Source organism: Bacillus sp. PAMC26543 (assembly GCF_014250375.1).
Lineage (GTDB): Bacteria > Bacillota > Bacilli > Bacillales > Bacillaceae > Bacillus > Bacillus halotolerans.
In genome coordinates this window covers 477,868-497,424 of sequence record NZ_CP060193.1, presented here as the reverse complement: position 1 = coordinate 497,424, position 19,557 = coordinate 477,868, and the positions used below count along the sequence as shown (strand labels likewise).

Annotated in this window: 24 protein-coding genes and 2 pseudogenes; 3 read left to right on the top strand and 23 right to left on the bottom strand. The window is 44.9% G+C overall.

The annotated features are described in order from the left end of the window. Window positions 1-27: 27 nt before the first annotated feature. Window positions 28-769 (bottom strand): annotated as a pseudogene (locus tag H7F27_RS02480) (YwmB family TATA-box binding protein). Window positions 770-911: 142 nt separating this feature from the next. Beyond that, complete coding sequence (locus tag H7F27_RS02475) at window positions 912-1,142, bottom strand: DUF1146 family protein (RefSeq protein WP_010332226.1); 231 nt, start codon at window positions 1,140-1,142, stop codon at window positions 912-914. A gap of 178 nt (window positions 1,143-1,320) precedes the next feature. Here H7F27_RS02475 and H7F27_RS02470 point away from each other — a divergent pair, with 178 nt between their 5' ends. Beyond that, on the top strand, window positions 1,321-1,794 hold the full coding sequence (locus H7F27_RS02470) for a hypothetical protein (RefSeq protein ID WP_024123160.1): 474 nt from the start codon (window positions 1,321-1,323) through the stop codon (window positions 1,792-1,794). Window positions 1,795-1,828: 34 nt separating this feature from the next. On the opposite strand, the gene H7F27_RS02465 is transcribed toward H7F27_RS02470, so the two are convergent. From H7F27_RS02465 to spoIIR, 18 genes and pseudogenes are all read right to left on the bottom strand, one after another. Continuing rightward, window positions 1,829-2,227: a F0F1 ATP synthase subunit epsilon gene (locus tag H7F27_RS02465; protein WP_010332228.1), complete on the bottom strand. Its 399-nt coding sequence runs from the start codon at window positions 2,225-2,227 to the stop codon at window positions 1,829-1,831. 23 nt (window positions 2,228-2,250) lie between these two features. Then, a complete protein-coding gene (atpD, locus tag H7F27_RS02460) occupies window positions 2,251-3,672 on the bottom strand; it encodes a F0F1 ATP synthase subunit beta (protein WP_024123162.1) in 1,422 nt (473 codons plus the stop codon). A 25-nt stretch (window positions 3,673-3,697) separates the two neighbouring features. Continuing rightward, window positions 3,698-4,558, bottom strand: a complete 861-nt coding sequence (gene atpG / locus H7F27_RS02455) for an ATP synthase F1 subunit gamma (RefSeq protein ID WP_010332230.1) — start codon at window positions 4,556-4,558, stop codon at window positions 3,698-3,700. Between the two features lie 76 nt (window positions 4,559-4,634). After that, a complete protein-coding gene (gene atpA, locus H7F27_RS02450) occupies window positions 4,635-6,143 on the bottom strand; it encodes a F0F1 ATP synthase subunit alpha (protein WP_044159727.1) in 1,509 nt (502 codons plus the stop codon). Window positions 6,144-6,159: 16 nt separating this feature from the next. Continuing rightward, complete coding sequence (locus tag H7F27_RS02445) at window positions 6,160-6,705, bottom strand: F0F1 ATP synthase subunit delta (protein WP_101859817.1); 546 nt, start codon at window positions 6,703-6,705, stop codon at window positions 6,160-6,162. Further along, window positions 6,702-7,214, bottom strand: a complete 513-nt coding sequence (gene atpF, locus H7F27_RS02440) for a F0F1 ATP synthase subunit B (protein ID WP_024123166.1) — start codon at window positions 7,212-7,214, stop codon at window positions 6,702-6,704. Before atpF ends, H7F27_RS02445 begins: the two co-directional genes overlap by 4 nt. 162 nt (window positions 7,215-7,376) lie before the next feature. Then, the gene (atpE, locus tag H7F27_RS02435; RefSeq protein ID WP_003151167.1) at window positions 7,377-7,589 is read right to left on the bottom strand and encodes a F0F1 ATP synthase subunit C; all 213 of its coding nucleotides are present in this window, start codon (window positions 7,587-7,589) and stop codon (window positions 7,377-7,379) included. A gap of 45 nt (window positions 7,590-7,634) precedes the next feature. Further along, entirely contained in the window at window positions 7,635-8,369 is a 735-nt protein-coding gene (atpB, locus tag H7F27_RS02430) for a F0F1 ATP synthase subunit A (protein ID WP_024123167.1), read from the bottom strand. A gap of 7 nt (window positions 8,370-8,376) precedes the next feature. After that, on the bottom strand, window positions 8,377-8,760 hold the full coding sequence (atpI, locus tag H7F27_RS02425; protein WP_010332235.1) for an ATP synthase subunit I: 384 nt from the start codon (window positions 8,758-8,760) through the stop codon (window positions 8,377-8,379). Between the two features lie 420 nt (window positions 8,761-9,180). Next, complete coding sequence (upp, locus tag H7F27_RS02420; RefSeq protein ID WP_003235778.1) at window positions 9,181-9,810, bottom strand: uracil phosphoribosyltransferase; 630 nt, start codon at window positions 9,808-9,810, stop codon at window positions 9,181-9,183. A 134-nt stretch (window positions 9,811-9,944) separates the two neighbouring features. Continuing rightward, complete coding sequence (glyA, locus tag H7F27_RS02415) at window positions 9,945-11,192, bottom strand: serine hydroxymethyltransferase (protein WP_044159736.1); 1,248 nt, start codon at window positions 11,190-11,192, stop codon at window positions 9,945-9,947. Window positions 11,193-11,400: 208 nt separating this feature from the next. Next, window positions 11,401-11,943 (bottom strand): TIGR01440 family protein, encoded by a 543-nt coding sequence (locus H7F27_RS02410; RefSeq protein WP_185848513.1) that lies wholly within the window; start codon window positions 11,941-11,943, stop codon window positions 11,401-11,403. A gap of 12 nt (window positions 11,944-11,955) precedes the next feature. Next, on the bottom strand, window positions 11,956-12,405 hold the full coding sequence (rpiB, locus tag H7F27_RS02405) for a ribose 5-phosphate isomerase B (RefSeq protein ID WP_024123169.1): 450 nt from the start codon (window positions 12,403-12,405) through the stop codon (window positions 11,956-11,958). Between the two features lie 157 nt (window positions 12,406-12,562). Further along, window positions 12,563-13,016, bottom strand: a pseudogene (locus tag H7F27_RS02400) (low molecular weight protein arginine phosphatase). Window positions 13,017-13,090: 74 nt separating this feature from the next. Continuing rightward, window positions 13,091-13,648: a manganese efflux pump MntP gene (locus H7F27_RS02395; protein WP_024123171.1), complete on the bottom strand. Its 558-nt coding sequence runs from the start codon at window positions 13,646-13,648 to the stop codon at window positions 13,091-13,093. 78 nt (window positions 13,649-13,726) lie between these two features. After that, window positions 13,727-14,767, bottom strand: coding sequence for an L-threonylcarbamoyladenylate synthase (locus H7F27_RS02390; protein ID WP_185848512.1), 1,041 nt, complete (start codon window positions 14,765-14,767; stop codon window positions 13,727-13,729). Between the two features lie 156 nt (window positions 14,768-14,923). Continuing rightward, window positions 14,924-15,367, bottom strand: coding sequence for a GNAT family N-acetyltransferase (locus H7F27_RS02385; protein ID WP_024123174.1), 444 nt, complete (start codon window positions 15,365-15,367; stop codon window positions 14,924-14,926). Window positions 15,368-15,434: 67 nt separating this feature from the next. After that, complete coding sequence (gene spoIIR / locus H7F27_RS02380) at window positions 15,435-16,109, bottom strand: stage II sporulation protein R (RefSeq protein WP_059292349.1); 675 nt, start codon at window positions 16,107-16,109, stop codon at window positions 15,435-15,437. A gap of 140 nt (window positions 16,110-16,249) precedes the next feature. Between spoIIR and H7F27_RS02375 the strand changes: the two genes are divergently transcribed. Further along, on the top strand, window positions 16,250-16,615 hold the full coding sequence (locus tag H7F27_RS02375) for a UPF0715 family protein (RefSeq protein ID WP_044159746.1): 366 nt from the start codon (window positions 16,250-16,252) through the stop codon (window positions 16,613-16,615). A 15-nt stretch (window positions 16,616-16,630) separates the two neighbouring features. On the opposite strand, the gene H7F27_RS02370 is transcribed toward H7F27_RS02375, so the two are convergent. The 3 genes from H7F27_RS02370 to prfA all read right to left on the bottom strand — a co-directional run bounded on the left by H7F27_RS02370 (window position 16,631) and on the right by prfA (window position 18,930). Continuing rightward, entirely contained in the window at window positions 16,631-16,918 is a 288-nt protein-coding gene (locus H7F27_RS02370; protein WP_024123177.1) for a DUF5316 family protein, read from the bottom strand. Window positions 16,919-16,991: 73 nt separating this feature from the next. Further along, the gene (prmC, locus tag H7F27_RS02365; RefSeq protein ID WP_095712810.1) at window positions 16,992-17,858 is read right to left on the bottom strand and encodes a peptide chain release factor N(5)-glutamine methyltransferase; all 867 of its coding nucleotides are present in this window, start codon (window positions 17,856-17,858) and stop codon (window positions 16,992-16,994) included. 1 nt (window position 17,859) lies between these two features. After that, window positions 17,860-18,930, bottom strand: coding sequence for a peptide chain release factor 1 (gene prfA / locus H7F27_RS02360; protein ID WP_024123179.1), 1,071 nt, complete (start codon window positions 18,928-18,930; stop codon window positions 17,860-17,862). 121 nt (window positions 18,931-19,051) lie between these two features. On the opposite strand from prfA, the gene H7F27_RS02355 reads away from it, so the two are divergent. Then, window positions 19,052-19,441 carry an SMU1112c/YaeR family gloxylase I-like metalloprotein gene (locus H7F27_RS02355; protein WP_176471064.1) on the top strand — a complete coding sequence of 130 codons (390 nt, stop codon included), beginning with the start codon at window positions 19,052-19,054 and terminating at the stop codon, window positions 19,439-19,441. The last annotated feature ends 116 nt before the right edge of the window (window positions 19,442-19,557 follow it).

Below are 19,557 nucleotides of genomic sequence, written 5' to 3'. Positions count from 1 at the left end.
CCCCTCCGCGTCCCTAAATTCTCTATATTAATATTCAGTCGTAACGATTGGTGTGCCAACCGTAACGATATGTTTTCCGCCCATTCCTGCACTTCTAAGTGCAATTTGCAAATTCATTTTATGTTCTGAGGTCATGATAGACTCTTTCCACTCATCTGTATACGCAGAAATAGAAACGAAACTTGGCTCAACTACATGTTCAACAGATCTTGCTTGAAATTCATTTAATAACTGATTTGCTTTTTTTTTGCAAAACAATATCCATATTATCATCTAAATGACCATTTAGACAAGTAAAAATAACTACTTTTTCTTGGAATATCCCGAGTGCCTGCCGTTCAAACTGTTCATATGTATCATTCCAGCTAATCGGTGTCTCAAGACTCATTTGCTCATATAATAAATACGAAGTTGGGTTGTGTTTTTTGAGGGTTGTGACAAGCTGCAGTTTAAAAGAAGTATGATTTTTTTTGTCAGTATACGTGCCAATGGCCTTTACTATTTGGTCTTCCTGTGCAAGTGCCCAATTATATTGACGATACTCTGATTTTAAACGTTGCACTTTTTGATAAAATTCTTTTTCGGTCAGAGACATATTTTGTTTTGCATGCAAAGTCCACTTATCAATTGACACATTCTGGCGTTCCATTCCCTCTGCAATTTGTGCTAATGGCGTTAACTCACTCGCATGAATCGTATGGAAAACAGCAATGACGAAACTTAATACAACAGATACAATAATAGCATAGCTTACTTGTTTTTTCTTCATTATGATCTCTCCCCCTAATCTCCAGTTTTACCGGAGGCAAGGGGTGCCATACGTGGAATTCTTCGTCAAAACTCGCGTGATTACAGGAAGCGATTTAACCCGCTTCCCCAGCCATTCCCATGTTTTCGGCAATCAAAACCTATCAAAATAAATAGGGAAGCTGCTGTGAATAATTAAGGTAATCCAAAAAGAAGTTTCCGACAGTCGTTCCGATTGCAATGGTCAGCAAAATCATTAGAAGTCTTGCCTGCACGACTTTGCCTTTTCTGATTAACGGATCAATATTGACGGCTTGAAGCGCCCACCAAGTGACCGCGATAAAAATCAAGTGAACGATAATGCCAATTGCAGCCTGCTGTCCCAATACGCTCATCTATACGCACTCCTTTCATCCATTCTCCGCTTTATACCCTTTCTTATTATATAAGAAGAAGAGATAAAGATGATACATTTTATACAGAACGGAATATTCATCCAAAACTAGGGCTAATCCCCGCTTAAACAGCGGCTCTTTTGCATGGTATACTTTTTTTGGAAAGGAGCTGGCAATTATGAATCATTCATTTTTTCAGCCTGAAAAGCAATATGGTGAGGACTTGCCTGTATTTGAGCAGGAATGGGAAGCAATTGCATTCTATTATGATTATAGACAGTCACAGATTGAAGAACTGAATGAATTGTGTCAGTTTTATAACATTTCTCTCACCCAAACGAGAGAAAGCCTCGAAGAACTTGAACATCTTTATTTTCAAAGCATACAAGAGCTTTTGCTTGCTGATTGGAATCTTCCTATTGAAGAATTCGAGAAGATGATCAGTGTTTATCTTATAGATTGTGTGATTGCCCATCACGAAGATGCCGAATGGATCGTAAAGCCTTATTCGTATACAGACGGGGCTTATACAATGGGCTTTAGAAGACACCGTAAATCATGGCATACCGTGAATTGCTGTGACCGTTTATACTTGCGTCAAAAAGAGAGTCAGCCGCTGCTGTCACTGTTTGATTCTCTTGTGCAGTCATAAAAAAATCCTTCTCATGAAGAGAAGGATTTTTTTATTATTTCCCTGCTACATCCAATCTGTTCAAAGCCCGCTGTAATGCAAGCTCAGCCCGACGAATGTCAGTATCATCTGATTGAGAATTCAAACGCTCCTGCGCCCGCTGACGTGCAGCTTCTGCGCGCTCTTTATCGATGCCTTCCGCTGTCTCAGCAGTTTGGGCAAGGATGGTCACCTGATCAGGACGAACTTCTATAAATCCGCCGCTGACGGCAACCAATTCAGTCTGTCCGTCTTTTTTCAGACGAACAGCGCCGATTTTAAGAGGAGCCACGGTTGGAATATGACCTGGCAAAATACCGAGATCGCCGCTTTCGGCTCTCACACTCACCATTTCGATATTCGCATCGTATACTGGGCCGTCGGGAGTAACGATATTGACTTGAACGGTCTTCATGCTTTTACCCTCCTAGGACCAGTTTAAACTTCTACACCCATTTCTTTTGCTTTCTCAATAACTTCTTCGATACGGCCTACAAGACGGAACGCATCTTCAGGAAGATGGTCGTATTTGCCGGCTAAGATTTCTTTGAAACCTTGAACCGTTTCTTTTACAGGCACGTAAGAACCTTTTTGTCCAGTGAACTGTTCAGCCACGTGGAAGTTTTGAGAAAGGAAGAACTGAATGCGGCGTGCGCGTTGAACGACAAGTTTATCTTCGTCACTCAATTCATCCATACCGAGAATCGCAATGATATCCTGAAGCTCTTTGTATCGCTGAAGCGTTGATTGAACTTCACGGGCTACCGCATAATGCTCTTCTCCAACGATTTCTGGAGCAAGGGCGCGTGATGTAGAAGCCAACGGATCAACCGCAGGGTAGATACCCATCTCAGTTAACTTACGCTCAAGGTTTGTTGTCGCATCCAAGTGAGCGAACGTCGTTGCCGGCGCCGGGTCAGTGTAGTCATCGGCAGGCACGTAGATCGCCTGGATAGATGTAACGGATCCAACGTTTGTAGACGTGATACGCTCTTGAAGCTGACCCATTTCAGTTGCAAGCGTCGGCTGATAACCAACCGCAGAAGGCATACGGCCGAGAAGGGCAGAAACCTCTGAACCCGCTTGTGTGAAACGGAAGATGTTATCGATGAAGAACAGTACGTCCTGTCCTTGCTCATCACGGAAATGCTCAGCCATTGTAAGACCTGTCAGTGCAACACGCATACGTGCGCCCGGCGGCTCGTTCATTTGTCCGAATACCATGGCTGTTTTGTTGATTACGCCAGAGTCGCTCATCTCGTAGAAAAGGTCGTTCCCTTCACGAGTACGCTCTCCTACGCCGGCGAATACAGAGATACCGCCGTGCTCTTGCGCGATGTTGTTGATCAATTCCTGGATTAATACGGTTTTACCTACACCGGCACCGCCGAACAATCCGATCTTACCGCCCTTGATGTATGGAGCAAGCAAGTCAACAACTTTAATTCCTGTTTCAAGGATTTCAACTTCTGTTGAAAGCTGATCAAATGAAGGAGCCTGTCTGTGAATCGGGTCTTTCTTCGCATCCGCAGGAACCGGCTCATTTAAATCAATATTTTCTCCGAGTACGTTAAATACACGGCCGAGTGTCACATTACCAACCGGAACTGAAATCGGCGCTCCCATATCGACAGCTTCCATTCCGCGCTGAACACCATCCGTAGATGCCATTGCGATTGTACGGACTGTGTCATCGCCTAAATGAAGAGCGACCTCAAGCGTCAAATCAATACCTACTTCGTTTTCACTTCCAGCCGGCTGTGAAATTTTAATCGCATTATATATTTCAGGTAAGTGACCGTCTTCAAAACGTACGTCGACAACTGGTCCTAATACCTGGCTAACGCGTCCTTTCTTCATCGCTATCCCTCCTGACAAAATCTTTCTATTCTAAAGCGGCTGCTCCGCCGACAATTTCCGTAATTTCTTGTGTGATCGCTGCTTGGCGAGCGCGGTTGTAAGAAAGCGAAAGTGAATCGATAAGATCCTTCGCATTGTCTGTCGCGTTTTTCATCGCCGTCATTCTTGCAGCATGTTCACTTGCTTTACTGTCAAGAAGCGCTCCGAAGATTAAGCTTTCTGCGTATTGAGGAAGCAAAACCTCCAGAACCTCCTCTTCAGACGGTTCAAATTCATAAGACGCCGTTCTTTTTCCGCCGCCGCCCAAATCAGATAGCGGCAGAAGTTTTTTCTCCGTCACTTCTTGAGAAATGGCGCTGACATAATGGTTATATACAAGGTGCAATTCATCAAATGCACCGTCTATAAACATTTGAATCGTTTGACGGGCAAGGTCCTTAATTTCTGAAAACGACACTTCGTCTCCAAGTCCTGTTAACTCAGAAATGATCGGAATGTCGCGCTTTTTAAAGAAATCACGGCCCACTCGTCCGATAACGATCACTGCATACTCATCCTTAGACTGATGACGTTCTTGAATGGCCTGATAAGCACTTCGTAAAACCGAACTGTTAAAAGCGCCAGCAAGACCGCGGTCAGATGTAATGACGAGGTATGCCGTCTTTTTCACTTCTCTGCTGAGAAGCATCGGATGTTTCGCGCTGCCGGATACTTTTCCGACATTTGATACAACCTCTTGGATCTTATCCATATATGGCACAAATGATTTTGCATTGTTTTCAGCACGATTCAGCTTAGCTGCAGATACCATCTGCATGGCTTTTGTAATCTGGCTCGTTTTTTTCGTTGACGTGATCCTTGACTTAATATCGCGTAATGAGGCCAAAGATTTCACCACCTTTTCTCTTCATTTGCGTAAAAAGAGAGAAAAAGAGAACCTTTTTCTCTCATCAGCATTCGAGTTAGTTGCTTGGTGCAAATGTGCGTTTGAAGCCTTCGATTGCAGCTGCGAAGTCTTCATCAGCAGGAAGGTTCCCTGTTTTCGCAATTCCGTCAAGCAGCTCTTTATGGTTTTGGTCAAGGTACATGTAGTACTCTTCTTCAAAACGTCTGATGTCCGCTACAGGAATATCATCAAGATATCCTTTTGTCAGCGCATAAAGAATGGCTACCTGTTTTTCAACCGGAAGCGGCTTGTTCAGATCCTGCTTCAGCACTTCAACTGTACGCGCACCGCGGTTCAGTTTCGCCTGAGTCGCTTGGTCGAGGTCAGATCCGAATTGAGCGAATGCTTCCAGCTCACGGTATGATGCAAGATCAAGACGCAATGTTCCTGATACTTTTTTCATCGCTTTGATTTGCGCGGAACCGCCGACACGTGATACAGACAATCCGGCGTTGATCGCTGGGCGTACGCCTGAGAAGAACAAATCAGATTGCAGGAAGATCTGTCCGTCGGTGATGGAAATAACGTTTGTCGGGATATACGCTGAGATATCTCCGGCTTGAGTTTCTACGAACGGCAGAGCTGTAATTGATCCTGCGCCTTTCGCGTCGCTAAGCTTTGCTGCACGCTCAAGCAGACGGGAATGAAGATAGAATACATCCCCCGGGAACGCTTCACGGCCTGGCGGACGGCGAAGAAGCAAGGACAGCTCACGGTAAGCAGCCGCTTGTTTAGAAAGATCATCGTATACAACAAGAACGTGCTTGCCATTGTACATAAATTCTTCTGCCATTGTAACCCCTGCATACGGAGCAAGGTACAGAAGCGGTGCCGGCTGTGACGCAGACGCCGTTACAACAATTGTATAATCAAGCGCGCCGTGCTTACGCAATGTTTCTACTACGCCGCGGACTGTAGATTCTTTTTGACCGATCGCTACATATACGCAGATCATGTCTTGGTCTTTTTGGTTTAAGATCGAATCGATCGCAACAGATGTTTTACCTGTTTGACGGTCACCGATGATCAGCTCACGCTGGCCGCGTCCGATCGGAATCAGTGCATCAATTGCTTTAATACCAGTTTGAAGCGGTTCATGAACGGATTTACGGTCCATAACACCAGGTGCCTGGCTTTCGATCGGACGTGTTTTGCTTGTGAGGATCGGGCCAAGTCCGTCTACCGGCTGACCTAACGGGTTCACAATACGGCCGATTAATTCTTCACCGACAGGAACCTCCATGATGCGGCCTGTTCTTTTTACTTCGTCCCCTTCACGGATCTCTGTGTAAGGTCCTAAGATAACGATACCTACGTTTGATTCTTCAAGGTTTTGAGCCATACCCAAAACGCCGTTTGAAAATTCAACAAGTTCACCGGCCATACAATTGTCAAGACCGTGTACACGAGCGATACCGTCACCGACTTGGATGACTGTACCTACGTCATGAACTTCAATTTCAGATTGATAATTTTGTATTTGCTGTTTTATCAGCGTGCTAATCTCTTCAGCTTTGATGCTCACTTAGGTTTCACCCCTTCTATCGATTTTCCCCGGCAAGTTGACGTTCAATGCGCTGAAGCTTTCCGCTTACGCTGCCGTCAAAAATCCGGTTTCCAATGCGGACTTTAATGCCGCCTATTAAATCCGTCTGCACTTCATTTCTGATTCTCAGTGAAGCGACTCCGGCTTTTTTTGCAAACACTTGTGATAATGATGAAATTTCCGCATCCGTCAGCGGTTTAACTGAATATACAATCGCGTCTTCTGTTTGACGGGCCTCGTTTGCGAGTTTCACAAACTCATCTGTGAGATCAGGCACAATTGATGCCCGATGACGGTCAATCAAAAGAAAAATCGTATGGAGCACGGACTGTGATAAAGATCCAAAAGCGTTTTGGATGAGTTCTTTTTTCTTAGTGCCCGGCACCTTCGGATGGTTTAACACATCATTTAGCGCTTTTTCATTTTGAAATACTTCTTTTACAACTTTTAGCTCTTCTTCTACCTGATTGAGCTGAGAGGACTCATTGGCAATATCGAAAAGAGCTGATGCATATCGTTTAGAGACAGCTGATCCACTCATCGGCTTTCTCCTACCTCTTTAAGATAGTCCTGGATCAATTTCTCTTGAGCCTGTTCATCCAGTTCTTTTTCGATCACTTTCGACGCAATCATGACAGAAAGAGACGCTACTTGCTCACGGAGAGCAGAAACCGCCTGTTCTTTTTCCTTCACGATTTCAGTTCTGGCTGCTTCTTTCAGACGTTCAGATTCTGCACGCGCAGCCTGAATAATCTCTTCTTTTTGGTTCTCTCCCAGTTTCTTCGCGTTTTCGATAAGCGTTTGGGATTCCTGTCTTGCTTCTTTTAACATAGCGCGCTGCTCATCAATAAGCTGCTGCGCTTCTTTATTTTTTTCTTCAGCAGACGTAATTTCTCCAGCGATATGATCTTCTCGCTGTTTCATTATGTTTAATAGCGGCCCTAAAGCGTATTTCTTCAGAAGCGCTAATAAAATTAACATAGCTAACAGTTGGAACAGGATATCTCCGCCGTTAAACGACAGTCCTAGTTCAAGTGGTAATTGAGACATCTACTACGGCAACTCCCTTCTGCAGGTTTTTCTTTGCTGATCCAGCAGCCGCACTTGTCTCTTTTCAGCCGGCAAGGCGGGATGCTTATCAGACATAAAGCAATGGCGAAGGTTCTCTTGGAATGATCTTCGCCATTTTTAGTTCATATAAGGCTTTTATGCTTAGCCAAAGAACGCTAAGAATGCGATAACGACAGCGATAATAGGAAGGGCCTCAACTAATGCGATACCCATGAACATAAGAGTTCTAAGTTCTTTACCTGCCTCCGGCTGACGGGCAATCCCCTCTACCGTACGTGAAACAATCAAACCGTTACCAATACCTGCACCAAGTGCGCCTAAACCAATTGCAATCGCAGCTGCTATTAAATTCATGAAAAAGTTCCTCCTTTAAAATGTTATCCGTTTGGATATAATGTTTTAATGATCATTACTGATTTTATGAGACATGTACACCATCGTCAGCATCGTAAAGATAAACGCCTGGATGGCACCTATAAATAAACTGAATGCCTGCCATGCCAGCATCGGCAGAATGGCACCGATTGTACCGACAAGTCCGAGAACCACGCTTTGCGAATAGAAGCTTGTCGCTAATCCCGCAAGCAGGCCGAGAAGAATCTCACCGGCGAAGATGTTACCATAAAGCCGCAAACCGAGAGTCAGCGTATTCGCAAACTCTTCTATGATTTTCATCGGGAGCATGAACGGAACAGGTCTTAAATACTCCTTGGAATATTCCTTGAGCCCTTTCATCTTTACACCATAATAATGGGTTAAAGCGACGACCATTACGGCAAGCGTTAATGTAATGGCAGGATCGGCTGTCGGAGATTTCCACCAGAGCTCATGTCCGATTGTGACAGAGAACGGCAGCCCCAGCATATTCGACACAAATATGTACATCAGCAATGTGACACCAAGTGCCAAGAAGTTAGCCCCTGTTTTCAAATCCATTGTACTGCCGATAATATTGCGGACAAAATCAACAATCCATTCCATAAAGTTCTGGGCTTTTCCGGGACGGATCGAAAGCGTTCTTGTGGTAAGGATGGCAATCAATAACACGATCACACTCGCCACAGTAATCATCAGAATGTTTGTCAGATTAAAAGTAAGTCCTAGAAATTCAATAGTTCTGTATTCATGATTCAAAGGGTTTTCACCTCTCTTCCATTGATGAACGTTTAAGCTGGATAAAGGAATCTATCATAATGACAGGATAAATTGTCATTAATCCAATAACTGTACTTGCCATATGAAAATGCTCGGGATATTTATAGGCGACAGCCGCAGCAAGAATCGCATTGCACCACCGCGCTGCGCTCCCAAGGGATCGTATGGACTTGCCTTTCGCAACGGCCCTGTCAAAAGCATTCATTCTTCTGACGAGCAGTAAAAAATTAAACAAACTGAAAACAGTTCCCAGAATAAGGCCTAAAAAAACGGTTTTATACGCTGTTAAACCATAACCCAGTACATACGCTGCCAAAATGAACAATAGATATTTTCGTTGTCTGCTAAATTGTAGCTTGGGATCGTCCATCAACTATCTGTCTCCTGATGAAAAAATAATGTATTTCTTGGATACGGCAAAATCAGCGGTTAACCCTAGTAGAAGACCTTTTTTGTCCGGCAAAACGGGCCTGTTCGAAAAAATCATTCATCCGCAAGCCTTGCAGGGATGCTGTTTCATTCGCTTGAATAAATCCTCATAAAACGGGTTTTCTGGGAGGATTTACATTGGGGATGAGGACTATAATGAAAGCTATGAAAACCTTCTCATAATACCCTCGTTTAGCATACAATAGCCCCTAACATGTGTCAATCTGTTTAAAGTTAAAAAACTTTTTATACTGTAAGCCTCCACAGAATGTTCACATTTTCACCTATAATTGTATAGAGATTCACCGAATAGCAAATAAATGGATAATAAAAAAGAAAACCCGTTGGCGGGTTTTCTTTTTTATTTTGTTCCGAACATCCGGTCTCCTGCGTCTCCAAGACCCGGAACGATATAACCTTTTTCATTTAATTTTTCATCAAGCGCCGCTATGTAAATATCCACGTCAGAATGATGCTTCTGCAATTCTTCCACACCTTCAGGCGCAGCTACAAGACACATGAAACGGATGTTTTTCGCACCGCGTTTTTTCAGGCTGTTAATCGCTTCAACCGCGGAACCGCCTGTGGCCAGCATCGGGTCAACCACGATGAATTCACGCTCTTCCACATCAGAAGGAAGCTTCACATAGTATTCCACGGGTTTTAAGGTTTCAGGATCACGGTACAGACCGACATGTCCCACTTTTGCCGCAGGGATCAGTTTCAAGATGCCTTCAACCATTCCTAAACCTGCTCTGAGAATAGGAACAACCCCGAGTTTTTTCCCTGAGATGACTTTCGATTTCGCAGTCTGAACCGGTGTGTTGATATCCACTTCCTCTAGAGGGAGATCACGGGTAATTTCAAACGCCATAAGCGTGGCTACTTCGTCTACAAGCTCTCTAAAATCCTTCGTGCCTGTCTCTACATTCCGAATATATGTCAGCTTGTGCTGAATTAAAGGATGATCAAATACATAAACCTTTCCCATACTGTGTTTCAGCTCCTTTTTTATTGTCCCATCGACAATTTCACACTTCTATTGATTCTACAAAAAAAGACATTGAGTTTCAAGGACATCGTCAAAAAACCCGCCAGGCATAAGCCCGAGCGGGTTTTTCAATCTTAGTAATCTAATTCTTTATATAGAGGGAACTTGCCAGTCAGAGCAGCTACACGCTGTCTTGCTTCTTCAAGTTTTCCTTCATCTTCGTGGTTTTTCAATGCAAGCGCAATGATGGCACCGACTTCATCCAATGCCTCTCCGTCAAAACCGCGGCTTGTCACAGCAGCTGTTCCGAGACGGATACCGCTTGTTACGAACGGTTTTTCAGGATCGTATGGAATCGCGTTTTTGTTTGATGTAATCCCGATTTCATCAAGCACATGCTCTGCAACCTTACCTGTCAGTCCGAGAGAACGAAGATCAACCAGGATGAGGTGGTTGTCAGTTCCGCCGGAAACGAGCTGAATGCCCTCTTTTGTTAATGATTCTGCAAGACGCTTCGCGTTTGAAATCACGTTTTGTGCGTATGTTTTGAAATCATCGCGCAATACTTCGCCGAATGAAACAGCTTTTGCGGCAATTACGTGCATCAGCGGTCCGCCTTGAATGCCAGGGAAGATGGACTTATCAATTTTCTTGCCGAACTCTTCACGGCAAAGGATCATACCGCCGCGAGGTCCGCGAAGTGTTTTATGTGTCGTTGTTGTAACGAAATCAGCGTAAGGAACCGGGTTTGGATGAAGGCCTGCCGCAACAAGTCCTGCGATATGCGCCATATCCACCATAAAGTAAGCGCCGACTTCATCAGCAATTTCACGGAATTTCTTAAAGTCGATTGTACGAGGATACGCACTTGCTCCTGCCACGATTAGCTTAGGCTTGTGAGCGAGGGCTTTTTCACGCACGTCATCGTAATCAATATGTTGAGTTTCTTTATCTACGCCGTACTCAACAAAGTTATATTGAACACCGCTGAAGTTAACTGGACTTCCGTGTGTTAAATGACCGCCGTGGGAGAGGTTCATCCCAAGTACAGTATCGCCTTGTTCCAAAATCGTGAAATAGACAGCCATGTTTGCTTGTGCGCCTGAATGAGGCTGAACGTTTACATGCTCCGCTCCAAAGATTTCCTTCGCGCGGTCACGAGCGATATCTTCAACGACATCGACGTGCTCACATCCGCCATAATAGCGTTTGCCAGGATATCCTTCAGCGTATTTGTTTGTTAAAACAGAACCTTGTGCTTCCATAACCGCTTCACTTACAAAGTTTTCAGAAGCAATCAATTCGATCTTAGTCTGTTGGCGTTCACGCTCATTTTTAATGGCGTTAAACACCTGTTCGTCTTGCGCAGGTAAATGTTTCATCAGCGAGATCCTCTCCTATCCGTATCCTGTTCTTTGTTTTTACCACCACTATTGTACATGGTTTTTTAGGCCGATGTAAAAGATTATTTTCAAAAAAACGAAAATTTTATTGGCAAAAACGAATATTTATAACTTAAATTTAATTTAAAGTTCGGAATTTATTTCAGCAGCGAAAATTAAAGAAAAGACTGGCCCATGCAGTCCTTTCTCATTCACACTCATAAACTGCCCGCATTCCGCCGATCAGCTTTGGCCGTGTGCGCGCCAATGTCACATGGGCAGCACCGAGACTGTTCTGAGAAATGCGTACAGGAACAGCAACCGGCTTTAAGTGCATGCCGATAAACGTGTCGCCTATATCTATTCCGGCATCTGCCTGAATGGTTTCTACCAGAACAGGAGACTTCATTTGCTTAAACGCATAAGAAGACATCGCCCCGCCCGCTTTTGGAACAGGTACAGCGGAAACGGCCGGAAGCCTGAACAGCTCAGCCGTTTCTTCCTCCACTACAAGCGCTCTGTTTAGATGCTCGCAGCATTGAAACGCGAGATGGATTCCCGTTTTTTCCTTCAGCTCTGCAAGTCCGCTGTAGATGCTTTCCGCGATGTCTGTACTGCCCGATGTGCCGATATGGCTGCCAGCCACTTCGCTTGTGCTGCAACCAAGGACAAAGAGCTGATTTTCTTTCAATCCCGCTTTGTCCTGAAACTCTGACAGCATCGTCTTCCACGTTTGTGTGATTTCACTCATTGAGCAGCACCCCTACAGGTTTTTCTCTTCATAGTCCGAGATTTTTCCGATGCGGGTTTGATGTCTTCCGCCAGTAAATTCAGTGGTCAGCCAGATTTTCGCAATTTCACGTGCCAAACCGGGTCCAATCACCCGCTCGCCCATCGCGAGGATATTAGTATCGTTATGTTCTCTCGTCGCCTTTGCACTAAATGTATCATGTGCCAGCGCACAGCGGATGCCTTTGACTTTATTGGCGGAAATGCTCATGCCAATGCCTGTCCCGCAAATTAAAATGCCTCTGTCCACTTCACCGTTTACTACTTTCTCGGCCACCGGAAAAGCATAGTCCGGATAATCGACAGATCCGCTGCCGCAGTCACAGCCCATATCAACATATTCAATTTGCAATTCGTCCATTAGATCTTTGATTTCGTTTCGAATGTGAACGCCGCCATGATCCGATGCTATGGCTACTTTCATCAGCTTATCCTCCCAGCGTGTGTGATGCGGCCCGCCCGCTTTGTTGACCGCGCAGCCTGTCCGCTCATTGATTCACACCATATCGATGTGCTTTTCACTATATTCTACTCCTTCACGCAGGATTTGCAAATGACCTGTCTGCAGATTCTCTGACAAGTTATTTGCCGTCATTTTTCAATCGTTCTGCCAGCTGCTGAAGAAGCTCTTCAAGCTCATCTCTCGTTTTTTTTGTAGATCTCAATAGAGCCGCCAAACGGGTCTATAATATCGCCCCGGCTGCCTGTCACATATTCTTTTAGCGTAAACACTTTATCACGATAACGTTCGAATTGGCTGATGATAACCTGTTTGTGCTGGTGGGTCATTGCCAGAACCAAATCTGCCGATTCCATATGTGCTTCAGTTAATGGCGAAGAAACATGATTAAGGGCAATGCGCTTTTCAAAAAGCGCTTCGACCGCGTGAGGCGACGCTTTCCCGTTAGGTGAGGCAAATACGCCTGCCGAGCGGACGCTGACATCCAGCCCTTCCGCTTCTGCAATTGATTTAAAAAGCGCCTCAGCCATTGGACTGCGGCACGTATTTCCAGTACAGACAAAAATGATGTTCATGTCAGTCACCCCTTATTTTTTCTATTATATATGAAGAAAAAAGAAACGGCGACATCGTTTCTTTTATTGGTATATTAAATTGGCAAAAGCAGCTTAAGGCCAAATACGATTAATATGGTCCCACCGAGCGCTTCACTGTATGAGCCGAGCCAGGACTGCACTTGCTTTCCGATTATCAGGCCCAGCCAAGTCAAAATCATGCTGAAAAGCCCAAACAGGGTAATGGTGAGAAGCGGATGCGAGCCGTATATTCCAAGGCTCAGACCGACGGAGAAACTATCGAGGCTGACGCCGACTGCAAATAACAATAAGCCAGGCCCAGCCGGTGACATCAAACGTTCTTCTGACTGTTTAAAAGATGCGATCACCATTTGAACACCGAGAACAAACAGCAGCGAACCCCCGATATATACGGCTACCATACCGAGGAGCCCTGACAGCATATTTCCCGCCGCCATCCCTCCGAGAGGCATGATGACGTGAAAGAGACCGATAATGAATCCAATATAGATTATCTGCTTTTTTCTGAGTTTGACCATGCCCATTCCGAGGCCGACAGAAAAAGCATCCATACCTAAAGCAAACGCCATGATGCTTAAGGTAATCAGTTCGCCTATAAACATATCCGACATCACATGCATAACCCCCTTGGACACGCCCGCTTTTTTTAGCCTATGCGTGTCCAAAAGGGGTTAGAACTTCTGACTGTGTCAGCGAATCACTCTTCCTCCGGCTGCTTTCATCAGCCTGTTCATAATAGCAAGTCCGACGCCTGTGTCAGGAAACGATTCTGCAATAATAAAATCAACCTTTTCTTCATCAAAACTGCGCAATGCATCATAAAGGGCTGCCGCTACTGTTTCAAGCTGATCTCTTCTGCCGCAGCTCTTCACATAGTCAGCCGAATAAAAATCCGCATTTTCTTCTGTCGTCAGGACGCCGACCCGTTTTCCGGCCTGCTGATATTCTTGAATAAGCGTTTGAATGCGCTCAGGGCTTCCTTCAGAAATAACAAGCGGCGCTGACGGCGCGTAATGTGTATATTTCATTCCCGGAGAAATCGGCTGCTCATTTTGATCAGCAATCCCTTTATCCACAAGAATCGGTCCGATTTCAGCTTCTATTTGTTCTTTTGTAATGCCGCCCGGACGAAGGAGCACAGGGGTTTCTCCTGCACATGAAAGTACGGTTGATTCGACACCGATTCCCGTAGATCCTCCATCCATCATTCCAGCTATGCGGCCATCCAAGTCGTGAGCCACGTGTTCAGCCTTTGTCGGGCTTGGTTTGCCCGATAAATTAGCACTCGGCGCTGCAATCGGGAGACCCGCGGCACGGATGAGTGCCAGAGCCAGCGGATGATCAGGCATTCTGACGGCCACTGTATCCAGCCCTGCCGTTACACGGGGTGACAGCGCACCAGGTTTACAAGGTAAAATCAGTGTAAGCGCCCCTGGCCAAAAGCGCTTCATTAATATTTTCGCCTTGTCTGGCGCCGGGCCTGTTAAACCGTCAAGCTGGCTGATATCCGCAATGTGGACAATCAGTGGATTATCACTCGGCCGCCCTTTCGCCTCATATATTTTTTTGACAGCATCTGTGCTTTTCGCATTTGCTCCGAGACCATATACCGTTTCTGTCGGAAACGCGACAACCTCATTTTCCCGGAGCAAAGCGGCTGCTTGTGCAATTTGTGGATCATTTGTGGATAACTCGTCCATTACATCCACAAACCATCTTTTCGTTTTCATTTCTGACCAAACTCCTTATTCACAACAATAAAACGATCGTTTTACGCGTGTAATCCTTTTGAAAGTATAAAAGATGTCCTGTAATAAAACAAGCGTTATCCACAAATTGTGGACAACGCATATAAAGAAGTGGATAAGTTTGTGTATAAATCTCACTTATCCGGATGCTTTTTTCATTAAGACGGCCCCTTCCGCTTGCCTTGATTCACAGAAGTGATCCGAGGCAAACAGCTCTTCCGGCACACTCTCTGCCCGTTCAAAGCCCATGGCCCCCAGGAAATCAGCCGAAGAATGCTGATTGGCTACCAAGTATACCGTTTTAATCTCATGCTTTTCACAAAGCACCTCCATACTTTGAAAGAGCGATACAATATGACCTTGGTGAAGCTTGTCCGATATCACAAGTGAGCGAAGCAGGGCTTGATCGCAGCTGATTTTTTCGATCCCCAGACAGCCGGCTATGTTTTTCTCGCTGTCCTCCAGCATCAGAAACTGGGTGAACCCTTCCTTTACGCCCTCATGATTCGTTTTGGCCTGTTTTAAAAATTCCTCAAGTATGTCTCCGTCCTTTTCCCTCGCCACCCGCAGTTGATAAAACATTCGTTCACCCCGTTTTCAGCGTTCTTTCTTCCAATCTATGAGGCAAATCTATTTTTAGACCTGGTGATTAAGAAAAAAGATCGGAAAACCATTCTACGACGAAGAATTTTACTTCTGTATTGTCTTCTTTCTCTTTCTCATCTTCTTTTTCAGCTTTCTCCGCTTTGGCTGTTAAGTCCTCAAGCGCTTTTTCCGTTTGTTTTTTTGAGGCTTCTTGATCTTCTTGTTCTTTTACCGCTTCCCCATTCGAAAAATCAAGAAAGCAGAGCGGCGGGAATAACACGCACCACCAATTGGCGCCTTCACCGTTTCCAAGCGTAATCAGAATGGCTTCGTATTCTCCAGCAGGATATACCATGCTGCCATAAAGTTTTGTCGGAAATGAGATTTTGTCAAAATCAACAGATATTGATTGACTGGCGCCTTCTTTTTCCATGGTTTCTTTTGCAATTTCCTTGATCTCAGGCAGCTTTGAGCGGATCAAACGCCGCGCTTCTTCAATAGAAGTAATATCCTTGACCCATGTTGTGATTTCTTTATTGACAGCGTCTCTGATATGACGCTTTAATTCTTGGTCCTCGTCACGATCGCTGTTTGCCAATATTCTCAGGCGAATCGCCTCGTCCGGAATGACAACCGGCTCATTTTCAGATTGCTGTGCCGTCTCTTCTTTCGCCAATCCTACAAGTGCCCCAGATAATAAAAGAAACATATATATACAAATGATAACTGTTTTTTTCATCGGTCCCCACCGTTCCTCTCCGTGCTTTGTATCTAGCCCTATTATGGACAAGGAACGTATGGAGTAAACCTGCAGCGGCAAAAAAATCTAGCAAGCTTTTAATCTAATTTATGGTACGATAGTGTTTTAGGAGGTTTAAAATGAAATATAATTACACAGTGCTGCTGTCAGCGTTCACGATGTCAGTTCTTTATTCGATTATTTACATTCATTCCTTTATTATAGCTGCTCTCGTAACGATGGCCTTTTATTTCTTATTTCCTTATTTACTATTCGCGCTGCCGCTTCAGATCATGATGAATAAAAAGCCGAAACGGTTCAGCCCTTTGTACTTGCTGTATTATCTTGCCGCGGCGTTTATCGCCAACGCGATCATCTTTGGCGTGCTGCAGCCTTCCGGACAATCCCTGCTTCAAAATACAGCCTTTTACATCTTCGCTGTATTAACAGCTGTTGTCTACTGGATATGGGATTCTGTTTTGCTGCAAAAAAAGGAAGCCTCCTAAGGGCTTCCTTTTTCATTAGATCAAAACGGTCAATAGATAACATAGAATAGAAGGTATGGCAGCAACAAAGAAAGCAGCTGATATTTTCAAACGGGCTGTCCGGCCTTCTTTGGTTTCTGAATGATAATTTGCCCGCTGGTCGCTTCCGCTTACAGCTAAACCCGATGTCACAATGGCAAGCCCGATCAAAACAAGAGACGCAATGCCAAAAATGAATTCATAAGAAATGGCTTGCGCAAAAATAGAACCCACCATACTTTCAATGGCAATAAGTAAAATTCCTGCTGTCAGGGCCTTTTTCATCTTTTACATCCCCTTTGCTGGTGTTAAAACAGCTTGCCGGTCCCGTTCTTATCTCAACTCACCAGCAAGCTGCTTATTTATTCTTATGAATTACCGCGCATATGGTTCTGTCTTTTCCGTTAATATCCTTCAGGACTTCAACTTCCGCATCCTTAAACGCATGCAGAATCAGCTCTTTTACAGCTGCGCCCTGCTTCCACCCGATTTCAAAGACGACAAGCGCGGTATTCTTCATGACCAGCGGAATGGCTTCCATAAACCGCTTATAAAATTTCAGCCCGTCTCCGCCGTCAGTGAGGGCATGCAAAGGTTCATGGAAACGGACAATCTCAGATAAATCGGCCATTTCTTCTTCAGAAATATAAGGAGGGTTTGAGACGATAATATCCGCTTTTTTTCCTGCCTTAATAAAGGGCTCAAGCAGGTCGCCTTGAAGAAAATGCACCTCCGCTCCGAGCTTTTCCGCGTTGGCTGAAGCAACGTCCAGCGCCTCTTTGGAGATATCAATCGCTGAAACAGAAAAGTTTTTGTTTTCCAGTGCAAGCGTGACGGCTATTGCGCCGCTGCCGGTGCCGACATCTACCACTTCGAGCTGTTCTCCTTCAGAAAAGACACTTCTATATTTCTCAAGAAGATGGCAGACAACCTCTTCCGTTTCCGGACGCGGGATCAACACATCATCATTCACCATAAATTCCCGTCCGTAAAAAAACTCTATTCCGATAATGTACTGAACCGGTACGCCTTCTTTGTGCATATCGACGTGGCGTTTAAAGCGATACAGCTCATCTTCACCGATCGGTTCCTGCAGGCTGGCGAGCAGCTTGCTTCTATCCATTCCGGTATCATAAAGCAAAAGCAGCTCAGCCGCATTTTCTTCTCTTCCCGCTTCCGTTAAATAAGAAGAAGCCCATTTCAGGGCTTCAAATATCGTCTTCATCTTAACTATCCGCCTGCTGAAGCTTGCTTGCCTGATCTTCTACAATCAGTGTTTCAACCACTTCGTCAAGTTTTCCTTCAAGAATCTGATCAAGCTTTTGAATGGTCAGGCCGATTCTGTGATCCGTCACACGGTTTTGCGGGAAGTTGTATGTGCGGATACGCTCAGAGCGGTCACCTGATCCGACAGCCGATTTCCGTGTTTGATCATATTCAGCCTGTGCTTCCTGCTGAAATTTATCGTAGATTCTGGCACGGAGAACCTTCATTGCTTTTTCTTTGTTTTTGATTTGAGATTTTTCATCCTGACATGATACGACAACGCCTGTCGGCAAATGCGTCAGACGAACGGCAGACATTGTCGTGTTCACGCTTTGTCCGCCCGGTCCGCTTGAAGCAAACGTATCAACACGGATATCCTTCTCATGAATGTCAACCTCTACCTCTTCGGCCTCAGGAAGACATGCTACTGTTGCAGTAGAAGTATGGATACGGCCGCCTGATTCTGTTTCCGGAACACGCTGAACACGGTGAGCGCCGTTTTCATATTTGAGTTTAGAATATGCGCCGCTGCCCGTAATCATAAAGATGATCTCTTTGTAGCCGCCCGTTCCGGTTACACTTGCTTCCATGACCTCGGTTTTCCAGCCTTGAAGCTCGGCATAGCGGGAATACATTCTGTAGAGGTTGCCTGCAAATAAAGCGGCTTCCTCTCCGCCTGCAGCTCCGCGGATCTCCATGATAACGTTTTTATCATCATTAGGATCTTTCGGGATCAGGAGCACCTTCAGACGTTCTGACAGTGTTTCCGTTTCCTTCTGGAGTTCAGAAATCTCTTCCTTCACCATGTCGCGCATCTCAGCATCAAGCTTATCCTCAAGCATCGCTTTTGCATCAGCCAGCTGTTCTGACGCATCTCTGTATTGTCTATATACGTCAACTGTTTCTTGTATATCAGATTGCTCTTTCGAATATTCTCTAAGCTTTTTCGGATCGTTGACAACTTCTGGATCGCTTAAAAGCTCATTTAATTTTTCATATCGTTCTTCGATTGACTTTAAACGGTCTAACACGGTCTTCACCTCTGTTTTCCTGTGCGTAACATTCTCATTATAGTATAGGGACTATCGCCAGTCAAAAGCATTTCAATCCCAGTTAAAAAAGCCTCCTCTGCTATACTGAAAAAGAGGAGGGATCGTATTGCTTACATCCATACATCATATTGCAATCATATGCTCAGATTATGAAAAGTCGAAAGCTTTCTACGTACATAAGCTCGGTTTTCAGGTGATACAAGAAACATACCGAGAAGAGCGCGACTCCTACAAGCTTGATTTGTCGCTTAACGGCTCGTACGTCATTGAGCTGTTTTCGTTCCCTGATCCGCCCGCACGTCAAACCCGTCCTGAAGGTGCAGGTCTCCGTCATCTTGCCTTTACGGTCAGCAGCTTAGAACAGGCTGTTCAGGAGCTTCACGAAAAAGGAATCGAGACAGAGCCGATCAGGACAGATCCGCTGACAGGCAAGCGGTTCACCTTCTTTTTTGATCCCGATCAGCTTCCGTTAGAGCTGTATGAGCAATAACGGTTTTTGAAGAAAAAAGGGAGATGCCCACTTTCTTTGCCGAATCTTTTCTTGTTTTGTCTAATAGGAAGGGAACCGCTCCCCATGGTCGAATACCTAGCTAAAAAGGAGGTATG

What these genes read in the sequence shown, in the direction of transcription:
- H7F27_RS02475 (WP_010332226.1), bottom strand. Translation starts at nt 1,142, where the DNA reads ATGAGCGTATTGGGACAGCAGGCTGCAATTGGCATTATCGTTCACTTG.
- H7F27_RS02470 (WP_024123160.1), top strand. Translation starts at nt 1,321, where the DNA reads ATGAATCATTCATTTTTTCAGCCTGAAAAGCAATATGGTGAGGACTTG.
- H7F27_RS02465 (WP_010332228.1), bottom strand. Translation starts at nt 2,227, where the DNA reads ATGAAGACCGTTCAAGTCAATATCGTTACTCCCGACGGCCCAGTATAC.
- atpD (WP_024123162.1), bottom strand. Translation starts at nt 3,672, where the DNA reads ATGAAGAAAGGACGCGTTAGCCAGGTATTAGGACCAGTTGTCGACGTA.
- H7F27_RS02445 (WP_101859817.1), bottom strand. Translation starts at nt 6,705, where the DNA reads ATGAGTGGATCAGCTGTCTCTAAACGATATGCATCAGCTCTTTTCGAT.
- atpF (WP_024123166.1), bottom strand. Translation starts at nt 7,214, where the DNA reads ATGTCTCAATTACCACTTGAACTAGGACTGTCGTTTAACGGCGGAGAT.
- atpE (WP_003151167.1), bottom strand. Translation starts at nt 7,589, where the DNA reads ATGAATTTAATAGCAGCTGCGATTGCAATTGGTTTAGGCGCACTTGGT.
- atpI (WP_010332235.1), bottom strand. Translation starts at nt 8,760, where the DNA reads ATGGACGATCCCAAGCTACAATTTAGCAGACAACGAAAATATCTATTG.
- upp (WP_003235778.1), bottom strand. Translation starts at nt 9,810, where the DNA reads ATGGGAAAGGTTTATGTATTTGATCATCCTTTAATTCAGCACAAGCTG.
- glyA (WP_044159736.1), bottom strand. Translation starts at nt 11,192, where the DNA reads ATGAAACATTTACCTGCGCAAGACGAACAGGTGTTTAACGCCATTAAA.
- H7F27_RS02410 (WP_185848513.1), bottom strand. Translation starts at nt 11,943, where the DNA reads ATGAGTGAAATCACACAAACGTGGAAGACGATGCTGTCAGAGTTTCAG.
- rpiB (WP_024123169.1), bottom strand. Translation starts at nt 12,405, where the DNA reads ATGAAAGTAGCCATAGCATCGGATCATGGCGGCGTTCACATTCGAAAC.
- H7F27_RS02395 (WP_024123171.1), bottom strand. Translation starts at nt 13,648, where the DNA reads ATGTCGGATATGTTTATAGGCGAACTGATTACCTTAAGCATCATGGCG.
- H7F27_RS02390 (WP_185848512.1), bottom strand. Translation starts at nt 14,767, where the DNA reads ATGAAAACGAAAAGATGGTTTGTGGATGTAATGGACGAGTTATCCACA.
- H7F27_RS02385 (WP_024123174.1), bottom strand. Translation starts at nt 15,367, where the DNA reads ATGTTTTATCAACTGCGGGTGGCGAGGGAAAAGGACGGAGACATACTT.
- spoIIR (WP_059292349.1), bottom strand. Translation starts at nt 16,109, where the DNA reads ATGAAAAAAACAGTTATCATTTGTATATATATGTTTCTTTTATTATCT.
- H7F27_RS02375 (WP_044159746.1), top strand. Translation starts at nt 16,250, where the DNA reads ATGAAATATAATTACACAGTGCTGCTGTCAGCGTTCACGATGTCAGTT.
- H7F27_RS02370 (WP_024123177.1), bottom strand. Translation starts at nt 16,918, where the DNA reads ATGAAAAAGGCCCTGACAGCAGGAATTTTACTTATTGCCATTGAAAGT.
- prmC (WP_095712810.1), bottom strand. Translation starts at nt 17,858, where the DNA reads ATGAAGACGATATTTGAAGCCCTGAAATGGGCTTCTTCTTATTTAACG.